Origin of the sequence: Pseudomonas reinekei (genome assembly GCF_001945365.1) — a bacterium.
GTDB lineage: Bacteria > Pseudomonadota > Gammaproteobacteria > Pseudomonadales > Pseudomonadaceae > Aquipseudomonas > Aquipseudomonas reinekei.
Genome location: NZ_MSTQ01000025.1, coordinates 44,664 through 56,890, shown reverse-complemented (window position 1 = coordinate 56,890; position 12,227 = coordinate 44,664). Strand labels below are relative to the sequence as shown.

The following is a 12,227-nucleotide window of genomic DNA, read 5'->3' as shown; positions in this document are numbered from 1 at the left end:
CTTATTATGGAAATGGAACCATAATTTTCTTCCGCTCAGAAAATACTTGCCCCATAAATCTATCAGAGTATTTATTGTGAAAATTTATCCCCCTGGAATTATTCATATGCAAAAACAAATTGGGAGAAACATACTTACAGTAAAAATACAGACTGCTCTCCATCACAAGAGAATTAACATAAAGATAACCATCAATCCGCTGGGACTTGAGCGCAGCCAAAAGACCAGACAAGTTAAATTCAAGCGAAGACTCTGATGTGTTCGAGCCACGGAATCTTACCGAAGTTATCTCCTTATATATTCCATAGGTGTTACAGCTTAAAAAATATCTTAAATATGAATCCTTAACCTCTTCGACATCACCCTCAGTAGCCCGAAACAAATCAATGAACCTATAGGTTTGCCACAACTCATAGATTGATTTCTCAAGTGCGGTACTTAGCGTTTCCGCATACGACATTCCAGCACAATACCGAACATGACGTTTATTATCCTTTTGACCGTAAACAGCCAACAAACATACACCTGGGTAATCATAATCTGTTATATCGATAACCGTAATCTCACCTGACCTGCACAGTGCATCGTATAATGTACAAGCACGACTTTCACTTAGCGCCATTTTTATGTCAGGCTCAAAAACCAGCCGAGTGCATTCCTTTGTGAGCCAAAATCTTGCCAGAAACTGCCTTTCCAGATATTCCTTTATCGATCCAAAAGCAGCGCCCTCAAATCGGTAGTGAAAACAGCAACCACATGTATCTCGCAGCGGACATACTGAATTTTCACTTTCTATTTTATTATAGTTAAGAGAAATACATGCAGTAGGTATGTGACAATATGAAAAATCCGATACACGCAACACTTCCGTCAAATTATATGATTTCTTGGCAAGCTGTGCGGATGTCAAACCACTTTCATTAGTTTGAGAAAAAGCATAGATAAATTCACCAGCCTCCAAGCCCGACAATGTATAAGTGATATCCCCTACTACGTCGGACTTAACCTCCATATAGAAATGCCGTCTTTCAAAGTACTCACCTAGCGCCGCTTTGATAGAGGAGGAACCGCTCCCTATTCCCGACCCTCCGTTTAACCAAGGGTCTTCTACTTCAACAGAGGACGGAAGAGACAGTAAGCAGGCTGGCTGACAAATCAGCGCACCAGGTAACGTTGAGTAGTGACTAGAATTATATAGAATCACATTGCTCACCAATGAAGTGCACACACATAGGAAAGAAAAGAGTTGGATTAAGTCCTATTGCCTTACACAGCATCGTGTCTGTGTATGCGGACCACAACCTGCATCGCAATCCAAGCTTTTTGGCTTGCAATTCGATCAGCATGTAAATTGATCCAACCTCCATGAGCGAAAGTCTGTACCCTCGATATCTATACTTAAATAACGTTTTAGGTATGTAGACGGCATAAACTATCGCTATACGGGGTGTGCCAATATTGCCTGGAGATGACAAAATTGCCCTCTTAAAATCTTCGATATTTTGTGTACCCTGCATTACTTCAAACCGCCTCGACCGCGGTAGTAGATGCAAGATTTTTTCAGGACACGGCCAACTTTCCTCATCATCCATCAGAGAACAAATAAATATCTCGACTGGATATAGCGCACCACCACTTGGATATCCACGCTTATAACTACCTTCTCTTGTAGATAGTAGAGGAGACATTAGCTTTTCTAGCTTCGAAAAAACTATATTTGTACTGGAGAAGGTCTCACATGATTCATCACGACAAACATCCGAGTTCGATTCAGAGCCAAAAGGGAATTCCAAATTTAGATCCGGATAAAGCCGAAGTTCGCTCCCGGTTAACTGAGCAAGCTGCTGATCGCTGACATTATGAAGACGAGTAGCATGTCTGAATGCATCATGGATCGTATAATTTCCTTTTACGTGAAAATCCAAGATCTCCGCATGAACAGTTGAACTCATAAACCTCAGATAATAATCATGGGGTATATACTTCATCCCTGCACCCTCGAGCAGTCGCACATATTCCAATGAGAAGCCGAAACATCCCTCACGAAGTTTTCATTAAAATCAATATAAGAGTCTTGCAGTACATTGTCCTGATATCGATACTCACTACCAGGATGCGTTAGCAGCTTTATTTTCTTTACAATCGCTCCAACAACCAATGATCGCGGCAGGATATTTAATGAGTCCGCAGGAACGGCTATATGCTTATTTTTGCAAAAATGAAGCAGCCTGGACCAAGTATTCCTACCACTATGATATTCCTCATAGTTTATCAGCCTGTCTATGCTACAAAAATGACATGGATTTCCTACTTTCGGCAAGTACGGCTGACTGATACAGAACGAATTACCCGACCGATAACAAACACTGATCGCGCAGTCCGGCGCAGCGCTTACAATATCGAAGTATATTTTCTTTATAAAATCATAATCATAACTCATGCAAACGATTAGAATGTAGCACTTCTTACCTAGAACAATGTTCTTGAGCGAGTCTGAGATATCACTTACTTCCAAAGGGGTATCGATCTCACTTCTTAACAATGCCTCCAGACCGGTAGTTTTGTCCCAATCATGGGCCACAATTGTTTTCTCAAAGTAAATCTCACCCGGGACTTCTTTAATAGACAGCGCTTTTTCTAAAAAACCATAGGCGGCTTCCGGATTTAAGCCATGCTCCGACAAGACATCAAGAAATTCAGACTTTGAAATATTCTTATAACTTTTTAACTGAGTCAGCGCTGCCAGCAAAGATGGCGAACTGATCTTCGAAACACCTTTTCTTGAAACCACTAAATTATCATTGTGAAAATTAAGTATTTCATAGCTTTGTATATTTAACATCATCCAGTTCCTTAACATGGCTTTTCTGGCCACCACCAGAAAAGCCATATTTGATGAGTTGTCAGTCGTTGTCGGACAATACCTGAGGAGTTACGGCATTCCCTCCACTCCCACCGCTTCCGCCGCTTCCACCACTACAACCGCCTTGACCGCCAGATCCTCCAGCCATGTGTGGGTATGAGCCGTATTCAAACTCATCACCAAGATAAAGAACTTCTCCAAAATTTTCGCTATTCATCATTGATTACTCACTATTAGAGGGTGTGCCACCAAAGTCAGTGACCCTTCTCTATTTAGTAACTTCCATAACTTGTCGCAAGAGGAAATTTTTTTGTGCGTAGGAATTTTCATTCAATATTCAAGGAAAATTCGTGCGAGATTTCAGGATCGTTTTTATTTCACCTTCGGTTTAAGAGATTGCACCTCACTGGCAGACATCTATAAGTACTTAAAAGCCAAAAACAAAGCTGACTCAAATCTGAAACAAAACGAAAGACACTGAGCTCAATGAGCTGTAGGACGAAGTAGGAAATTTCTTTCTTTTTCAAAATATATTTTTTGAAGCTCGACTTTAAATTCTAGAAAATACGACGAACGGTAACCTTGATGACCTTATGGCGTTCTGTGGTGATGGTCTAACTGGCGACGATGGTGTGCGCTACGTTGTTGGCTGGGGTGTTTGGGGATGTATTGCTCAGTCCGTGCAGCAGTAAAAGAAACGCCCCCACCTACATCGATGCGACGCTACAGGCAACACGCCATGCAAATTGGCATGCACAACCAACTAATTGGCAAACAGGCAAAAGGCTCGAAAAAAGGCGCGACTTAGTATCCGGGCAGACCGCAAACCTGCGCTCAAGAACAAGAACGGATGTCATGCCATGCTCAAGTCCCCGTTGCTTCGACTCTCCACGCTCGCGCTGATGATCAGCGCCGGCCAGGCCGGAGCCTATGAACTCTACGCCGACGACGACAGTCACCTGAACGCCACTCTGGAAGCGGTATTTGGCGTGTTCCACAGTCAGGAAAATTACGCCCTGTCGGGGCGTCTCGATGAAGGTGCTTCGTCGTGGCGCGAGGGCTATATCAAATATGGTTTGAGTTTCGACCAGGGCCTGGGCGGTGTGGGCACCGCTTACGGCGCGGCGAACATGCTCAGCTCCGGCACCTGGGGCGACGGCGATGCGGCCGGCTTCAGCGACGGTTCGGAACGCACCACCAGGTTCGAAGACGCCTACCTCGGCTGGCGCTCGGCTGACCTGTTTCCGGTGCTGGGTGCCGACGGCATCGACCTGTCTTTCGGTCGGCAGAACGTCGTCGTCGGCGACGGCTTCCTGATCAATGGCGACGCCCTGAACCTCGGCAAAGGCCTGGCCGACGGCGAGTTCAATCGCGGTGGCGCCTACTGGCTGGCCGCGCGCAAGGCCTTCGACGAAACCGCCGTGCTGCGCATCGGGGGCAAGGAAGGCTGGCGCGGCGACCTGATGTGGTTGAAGTCCAACAACCGCGCCCAGGCCATGACCGAAATGTACGTCGGCACCCTGGAGCACGTGTCTGAAGCCGGCACCGTCGGCGTGACCTACGTCGACACCAAAGACATCGACGAACAGTACGCGTCCCCTGCGCAACTCGAACGCGACGGCATGAAAACCTACAGCCTGCGCGCGACCGGCAATGCCGGGGTCAAAGATCTATTCCTCTCCGGCGAATACGCCAAGCAGGACAAACCTCACTCCGCCACCGAGGACGCCTGGTATCTGGAGGCCGGCTGGACCTTTTCCGAAACCCCATGGACACCCTATGCCGGCTACCGCTACAGCCGCTTTTCGGAAGGCTACGACACGCTGTTCTACGGTTTCAGTCGTGGCTTCGGTACCTGGTTCCAGGGTGAAGTGGCGGGCAACTACGCCGGCCCGTTCAACACCAACTCGCGCATCCAGCAGCTCAAGTTCACTGTCTCGCCCCTGGAAAACCTGACCGTGGGCGCGATGTACTTCAACTTCGACACCATCGACCGCGACCTGGGCAACACCGATGGCCACGAAATCGACCTGTATGCCGAATGGCACCTCAACGACCACATCACGGTGATGCCGCTGGTTGGCCTGTTCCAGCCGGACAAGAGCGCCGATCAGGGTGGCACGCAGTTGGGCAACAACGACAAGAATCTCTATAGCCAGCTGATTTTCGCCAGCACTTTCTAAGTCATAACGGGGCAGTGGCGCATCCACTGCCCCCATGGAAAAAGGCTTTTCCAATGCGCAAAACATTCCTTACGATCCAGAGCAAGATCGCCCTGCTCGCCGGTCTCTGCCTGTTGTTGGTGGTCGGTTTGCTGATGGGGTTGTCGCTCTATCAGACGCACAAAAGCAGCCGGCAAGTGGCCGAGGCCAGCGGCGAAATGCTCGCCGATGCCGCCAGGGAGCACATGCAGGCGCTGGGCAAAGTGCAGGCCATGCAAGTGCAACGCACCTTCATGCAAACCCACGAATTCGGCCAGGGGTTGTCGCGGTATTTGCTCTACCTCAGGCAACTCCAGCATCAGGGCCGACTGAGCGCCCAACAACTGCGCCAGGAGCTGAGTACACAGCTTCATCAGGCCCTGATCGACAAGCCCGACCTGCTCGGGCTTTTCGTCATTTTTCAACCCGATGCGCTGGATGGCGCCGATGCCGGGTTCGCCAATCAGGCCGAATTGGGCAGCAACGAAACCGGGCGATTCTCGTTGTACTGGGTGCAGAGCACACCCGGCGAACTCCAGGCCGTTATCGGCGACGAAGGCCTGCTGGCCAACACCGAACCCGGCCCGAGCGGCGCACCGTATAACGCCTTCTACACCTGCGCCCGCGATACCCGTCAGGCCTGTGTACTGGAACCGTATTTCGACGAAGCCTCCGGCAGCCGCAAACTGGTGACCAGCATCGCCTTCCCGCTGCTGGAAAACGGCAAGGTGATCGCCGTGGTCGGCCTCGACATCAACCTCGCCGCCCTGCAAAAGAACAGCGAAGCCAGTGCGCTTGAACTGTTTGACGGCCACGGCCAGATCAGCATCGTCAGCCCCCGAGCCGTGATCTCCGCCGACAGTCAGAATGTCAGCCGACTCGGCCAACCGATGGACAACGCCGAAGTGATGGAGGCTTTGCGTCAGGGCCAGCCAAAAGTGTTTGTCGACTCGCAACAGATCAAGGTGCTCGAACCGCTGCCCCCGATTGCCGGCGCCGCACCGTGGGGCGTGCTGGTGGGCGTGCCGCAAGAGGTGTTGTTGGCGCCAGTGACCACCCTGAAAAAGGAACTCGACGCTCAAGGTGTGCAAAGCACGGCGCTGGAACTGCTGCTCGGTGGCGGCTCGGCACTGCTCGGCCTGTTGTTGATCGGGTACACCGCCCGGCGCATTACCCGGCCGTTGCAGGTGCTGACGCGGGTCATGGAAGATATTTCCCTCGGCGAAGGCGACCTGACTCGACGCCTGCAGGTGCAATCGCGGGATGAAATCGGTCAGTTGGCCACCGCATTCAACCGCTTTGTCGAGCGCATTCACCAGTCGATGCGCGAGGTGTCGTCAGCGGCACTGGGCGTCAACGAAAGTGCCCGCCGCGTGCTGAACGCGTCCAACGCGTCGCTGAGCAATTTCGACGATCAATCCAGCCGCACCAACAGCGTGGCCGCCGCGATCAATCAATTGGGCGCCGCGGCCCAGGAAATCGCCAACAATGCCTCCGACGCCTCGCATCAGGCGTCCAGCGCCCGGCAACAAGCCGAAGACGGTCGCCAGGTGGTGCAACGCACGATCGAGGTAATGAACGAACTGTCAGGCAAGATCAGTGCGTCCTGCGCCAACATCGAAGTGCTCAACGACAAGACCGTGAACATCGGGCAGATCCTCGAAGTGATCAAGGGCATCTCCCAGCAGACCAACCTGCTGGCGCTCAACGCCGCCATCGAAGCGGCACGCGCCGGTGAAGCCGGACGCGGTTTTGCCGTCGTAGCGGACGAAGTGCGCAGCCTCGCCGGACGCACCCAGGCCTCGGCGCTGGAGATCCAGCAGATGATCGAGGAACTGCAAGTGGGCGCCCGGGACTCGGTTACCACCATGACCGAAAGCCAGCAGCACAGCGAAGAAAGCGTCACCATCGCCAACCTCGCCGGCACGCGCTTGGGCAGCGTCACGCAACGCATCGGCGAGATCGACAACGTCAACCAGTCTGTCGCCGCTGCAACGGAAGAACAGACAGCGGTGGTCGAAGCGCTCAATGTCGACATCACCCGGATCAACACGTTGAATCAGCAAGGGGTGGAGAATCTGCAGGCGACGTTGCGGGCTTGTACCGAGCTGGAACAGCAGGCGGCGCGGTTGAATCAGTTGGTGGGGAGTTTTCGGATCTGAGAGTGATGTTGCCTGTTAGTCCGCCATCGCGAGCAAGCTTGCTCCTACAGGGAGTTGTGGTGAATGCACTTTATGCAATCACCACAGAAACCTGTGGGAGCCAGCCTGCTGGCGATGACGGTGGCACAGTCAACAGCTCCCGCGCCTAACACACCGCCATCGCGAGCAGGCTCGCTCCCACAGTGGATTTTTGCCAGGCACCCCGACGGTGTTCATTGAAAATCCGTTGCTGATGCTATGCGGCACCACCTACGTGGGCTGGATTCACACCAAGGCACGCCGACGGCGATTGAAATGGCGCCAATGCTGATTGAGCGGGCGTGCAGGTTGGCGCGGGAATATTTACAGCAGTAACGGCAAATACAAAAACACCTGTGGCGAGGGAGCTTGCTCCCGCTGGGTTGTGAAGCGGCCCCAAACCCAATCAACGCGGTTATCCAGATGAACCGCATTGCCGGGCATTACGACGGCTGCGCAGCCGAACGGGAGCAAGCTCCCTCGCCACAACCCTCAAGCCGCGCTGGCATGCTCGACGCGATGAAACAACCGGTTGAAGTACACCAGGCTATCGCGCGGCTCACGCACGCCCACCTTGGTCAGCTCCACGAACATCACCGAATGCGAGCCTACTTCCTTGCACTCGCTGATCCGCCCTTGTAGCTGCACCAGGGCATCGCGCAGCACCGGCACGCCGGCGGCGCCGTCATCCCACAGGTCCCAGGCAAAGCGTTCTTCCATCGGTACTTTGGTCATGCCGGCGAAGTGGCGAGCCAACTCTTCCTGTTCGCCACACAGCACGTTGACGCACAGATGGCCGTTGGTGCGGAATACGTCGTGGGTGGCGCTGTTGCGGTTGACGCACACCAGCACGGTCGGTGGCGAGTCGGTCACCGAGCACACGGCGCTGGCAGTAATGCCGCAACGACCGCCAGGGCCGTTGGTGGTGATGATGTTCACCGCAGCCGGCAGCTGCGCCATGGCGTTGCGAAAGTCGATTTGCTGCTGGCTCAAGTCGGCCATGTCGATGCCCCCTTCCTTCAAGAGGACCGCCATCGTGCGGCCCGTAGGTGATGGAACAAGACTAAGACCCTGGCCACGGGGCAACCATTCTGACGATCCCCATGGTGAGGTTGGGTTTCCGCTAGTCGACTAGGTGGTTTCTTTATCGCAAGGGCCGGCGACAGTGGGTATCCTGCGCAGAGGCTCCAGAAAGATGAGCCGATGCGTGCCGCGCGTTCGCGTGCGAAAACAATAATTAGAAGACTTTCGTGGCAGCCCTGATGGAAACCCGCAAACCGATTGTTTACATCGTTGACGACGACAAGGATCTGCGCACTTCGCTGGCGTGGCTGCTGGAGTCCGTCAGTGTGCAGGCGCAGTGCTTCGCCGGTGCCGAAGAGTTCCTGACCCAATACGATCCCCAGCAGCCCGCCTGCCTGGTGCTCGACGTGCGCATGCCGGAGACCAGCGGTTTCCAGTTGCAGGAGATCCTCAACCAGCGCGGCAGTACCCTGCCGACCATCTTCGTCTCGGCCCATGGCGACATTCCGATGTCGGTCACGGCGATGAAGAACGGCGCGCTGGATTTCGTCGAGAAGCCCTACAACCCGCAGCAGATGATCGACCGCATCCAGGCCGCGCTGAAGACCGCGGTGCATGCCCAGGCCGATCAGCAACAGCGACAGAATCTGCAGGGTAAATTGGCGTTATTGACCAGCCGTGAGCGGGAAGTGCTGATGCTGGTGATCGATGGCAAGGCCAGCAAGGTCATCGCTCGCGAGCTGAACATCAGCGTGAAGACCGTTGACGTGCATCGCACCAAGATCAAGGAAAAGATGGGCGTGACCAGCATCGCCATGCTGGTGCGCGAAGTGCTGCATTTACCGGTGGAAGAGCCGGTGCGGCATTGAGGGATTTGTGGCGGCCATTCGGCCGCCATCGCTAGCAGGCTAGCTCCCACAGTGGATCTCCAGCGAACACAAAATCTGTGCACGGCAAAAATCCCTGTGGGAGCTAGCCTGCTAGCGATGAGGACGGCAAGTTCAACATCAATGCCGGCGCATCAGATCTGGCTATACCGCTTGCGATAGGCGCCGGGAGACACGCCAAAGCGCGATTTGAACGCCGACGAGAAGTAGCTGGAATCCGAGAACCCCCACGCATAACACAGCGCCGAGAGCTTCTGCTCGACATCGGCGCGGCGCAGGTTTTGCGCACAGAAATCCAGGCGGCGGTGCTTGATGTATTGCGCCACCACCAGGCCCCGCTTGGAGAACATCCGGTACAGCCCTCGCACCGAAACGCCGACCTCTCGGGCAATCAGCTCGGGACAGAGTTCTTCGTCGCTGATGTGCTGGTCGATGAAGGCGATGATCTTGCGAAACTGCCGTTCATGGGCGTCGCCGCCGCTGCACTGGGCGCTGATGCCCGGCAGCAACAGGCTGGCAAGGGCATCGAGCACCGCTTCGCTTTCGTGCATGTCCAGGCCCTCCTGCTGACGGGTCTCCAACACCAGTTTGTTGGCCATCGACGCGAGCGGGCTGCCGGCGGCGATCCGAGTGGCGCAATTGATCCCATTGAAATGCGATCCACGCTCGACCACCTGTCGCGGAAGAATCAGCGACAGCTGTCGGCAATCGTCGTTGTAGATCATGTCGCTGGGGCGGCTGGCGTCGATCAGGGTAATGTCGCCACAGCCCAGTTGCGCGCGGTTGTCGCCCTGCTCCAGTCGCGAGCTGCCGCGCATCTGGAACACCGCGTAATAGTGGCCGTCGCCGCTGGTGCTGACGTCCTTGCTGGTGCGGTACAAATGCACATGCGCCATGTCGACCACACTGAGGTTGATCGCTCCACTGCGAAATTCCGCCAGTTCGCCGTAGAAATCGGTATCCAGCGCACGGGCATCGAAACGCCCACAGGCCTGGTTCACCTGGCTCAACCAACTTTCGAACGCTTCGTTGCGCACCGCCGATGCTGTAGTCATGTCCGCAAAGCCTCACGTTTTTGTTGTTATTTTTTGACCGCTTCATTGAGCGGTTCGGTAACACGGTTATGTCTGAAACCATCGCCTCCCTCGATGGCCGCCGGACGCCATTCAACAGGCTCCGGCGTCAGCTTTCCAGTGAAGAAAGCGCTTAGATGTCCAATACCAGGCGAGCGGAAAGTGCCCGGGAAACGCAGGCGCAAATCTGCTTGTTGGAGGCTTTTTCCTTATTGGAAAGGCAGTTGTCGCGATGTTCCGGCACACCGTCTAGCACCTCGACGATGCACGTGCCGCAGATGCCTTCGCGGCACTCGGTATCGATGTCGCAACCATGGGCCTGCAACACATCGACCAGGCTGGTGTTGGCCGGCACGTGCAGCACCACGCCGGAACTGGCCAGTTCGACTTCGAAGGTGCCGGCCGGGGCGCTGTTGGCGGCCGGGTCTGCGGCGAAGTGCTCGAGGTGGATCGAATCGTCCGGGCGACTGCGGGACGCCACTTCCACCACTTTGTTCATGAACGGGGCCGGACCGCAGGTGTAGACGTGGGCCGCCGGATTGGCGCGTTCCAGGCATGCGCTCAAGGCGCCGTCCAGATCCGCGGGCTCGATGCCGTAGTGGAACTCGACATGCTCGGCAAACTGGGTAGCCAATAGCTCGGTAAATGCAGCGTACTGCGCCGAACGCGCAAAGTAATGCAGGCGATACGGCTGACCGCTTTCCGCCAGTCGATACGCCATGCTCAGCAGCGGCGTCACACCGATACCGGCGGCGAACAGCACATGTTCGCGGGCACTTTCATCGAGACGGAACAGGTTGCGCGGCGCCCCCATTTCCAGTTCCATGCCCTCTTCCACTTGCTCGTGCAGCGCCAGCGAGCCACCGCGAGACCGGGCTTCTTTCTTCACCGCCACCAGATAGGCGCGGCGGTCCTGGGGCGGGCTGCACAGCGAATACTGGCGGGTTACGCCGGTCGGCCCGGTCAGGTCGACGTGGGCGCCCGGCTCATAGGTGTCGAGCGGCTGGCCGTCACTGCGCACGAGGCGAAAGGAGCGGATATCCAGCGCTTCGTCGACGATCCTTTCGATCTTCACCTTCATCATTGCATCACCTGAATACTGTTGTTTCGGTTAAGTCATGGGTCTGGCACAGCTTTTGTGGCGAGGGAGCCTGCTCCCGCTCGATTGCCCAGCAATCGCAAAATATTCGGTGTTGCTGAAAGCGTTGGGGTTGCTTCGCAGCCCAGCGCAAGCAAGCTCGCTCGCCACAATTTTCAGCGCATGAACAAGCCGCCGTTGACGTCCAGGCACGCGCCGGTTACGGAGGTGGCGTTGTCGGCGATCAACAGCAGCACGCTGTCGGCAATGAACGCCGGATCGCCGAGGGTGCCGGCCGGGATCATTTTCAGAATCTGCTCCAGACGCTCCGGGGCCACCGTTTCGCGCACCACCGGCAAGTCCAGCGGACCGGGCGAAATGCTGTTCACGGTCACGCCTTGCGGCGCCAGTTCACGGGCGAAGACCTTGGTCAGGGTCGCCACGCCCCCCTTGGCGGCCGCGTAATGCGCGCCGGTGGCGGTGCCGCCGTTTTGCCCGGCGAGGGACGCGATGTTGACGATGCGCCCGAAACCACGCTCGGCGAAGTGCGCGCCGAACACCTGGCAAGCGACAAAGGTGCCGCGCAGGTTAATCGCCATCGACTCGTCGAATTCTTCCGGCGTGATGTCCATCAGCGCGGCGACTTTCGATACCCCAGCGTTGTTCACCAGAATGTCAGTGCCGCCCCAGCGCTCGGCAAGCAGATCACGGGCAAGCTGAAACGCTGCTTTGCTGCGTACGTCGAGCTCGATGGCCATGGCGCTGGCGCCGCTGCTATCGAGCTCCAGAGCCAAACGTTGCACGCCTTCGGGGCGCACGTCTGCCAGTCCGACGCGATAACCCGCCGCATGCAGACGACGGGCGATGCACTCGCCCAGTCCGCGCGAGGCACCCGTTACGAGGGCTACTCGACTCATGCTGT

General features: G+C 55.5%; 9 protein-coding genes and 1 pseudogene. 4 read left to right on the top strand and 6 right to left on the bottom strand.

What is annotated here, in order from left to right; all coding sequences use genetic code 11:
• Positions 1 to 4 precede the first annotated feature (4 nt).
• A complete protein-coding gene (locus BVK86_RS26610) occupies positions 5 to 1,213 on the bottom strand; it encodes a YcaO-like family protein (RefSeq protein WP_231977892.1) in 1,209 nt (402 codons plus the stop codon).
• 771 nt (positions 1,214 to 1,984) lie between these two features.
• Entirely contained in the window at positions 1,985 to 2,842 is an 858-nt protein-coding gene (locus tag BVK86_RS26600; protein ID WP_157720423.1) for an McbB family protein, read from the bottom strand.
• 881 nt (positions 2,843 to 3,723) lie between these two features.
• Between BVK86_RS26600 and BVK86_RS26595 the strand changes: the two genes are divergently transcribed.
• The 3 genes and pseudogenes from BVK86_RS26595 (at position 3,724) to BVK86_RS30635 (ending at position 7,226) form a co-directional block, all read left to right on the top strand.
• Positions 3,724 to 5,046 carry an alginate export family protein gene (locus BVK86_RS26595; protein ID WP_075949210.1) on the top strand — a complete coding sequence of 441 codons (1,323 nt, stop codon included), beginning with the start codon at positions 3,724 to 3,726 and terminating at the stop codon, positions 5,044 to 5,046.
• Positions 5,047 to 5,099: 53 nt separating this feature from the next.
• A pseudogene (locus BVK86_RS30640) lies at positions 5,100 to 6,371 on the top strand (methyl-accepting chemotaxis protein); the annotation flags it as partial.
• Positions 6,372 to 6,386: 15 nt separating this feature from the next.
• Positions 6,387 to 7,226 carry a methyl-accepting chemotaxis protein gene (locus BVK86_RS30635; RefSeq protein ID WP_425272404.1) on the top strand — a complete coding sequence of 280 codons (840 nt, stop codon included), beginning with the start codon at positions 6,387 to 6,389 and terminating at the stop codon, positions 7,224 to 7,226.
• 510 nt (positions 7,227 to 7,736) lie between these two features.
• On the opposite strand, the gene hpaC is transcribed toward BVK86_RS30635, so the two are convergent.
• A complete protein-coding gene (gene hpaC, locus BVK86_RS26585; protein WP_075949208.1) occupies positions 7,737 to 8,246 on the bottom strand; it encodes a 4-hydroxyphenylacetate 3-monooxygenase, reductase component in 510 nt (169 codons plus the stop codon).
• 260 nt (positions 8,247 to 8,506) lie between these two features.
• Here hpaC and BVK86_RS26580 point away from each other — a divergent pair, with 260 nt between their 5' ends.
• On the top strand, positions 8,507 to 9,136 hold the full coding sequence (locus tag BVK86_RS26580) for a response regulator transcription factor (protein ID WP_075949207.1): 630 nt from the start codon (positions 8,507 to 8,509) through the stop codon (positions 9,134 to 9,136).
• A gap of 152 nt (positions 9,137 to 9,288) precedes the next feature.
• On the opposite strand, the gene feaR is transcribed toward BVK86_RS26580, so the two are convergent.
• From feaR to BVK86_RS26565, 3 genes are all read right to left on the bottom strand, one after another.
• Complete coding sequence (gene feaR / locus BVK86_RS26575) at positions 9,289 to 10,209, bottom strand: transcriptional regulator FeaR (RefSeq protein WP_075949206.1); 921 nt, start codon at positions 10,207 to 10,209, stop codon at positions 9,289 to 9,291.
• Positions 10,210 to 10,360: 151 nt separating this feature from the next.
• Positions 10,361 to 11,311, bottom strand: a complete 951-nt coding sequence (locus tag BVK86_RS26570) for a PDR/VanB family oxidoreductase (protein WP_075949205.1) — start codon at positions 11,309 to 11,311, stop codon at positions 10,361 to 10,363.
• A gap of 170 nt (positions 11,312 to 11,481) precedes the next feature.
• Positions 11,482 to 12,222 (bottom strand): SDR family NAD(P)-dependent oxidoreductase, encoded by a 741-nt coding sequence (locus BVK86_RS26565; RefSeq protein ID WP_075949204.1) that lies wholly within the window; start codon positions 12,220 to 12,222, stop codon positions 11,482 to 11,484.
• Positions 12,223 to 12,227: the final 5 nt, after the last annotated feature.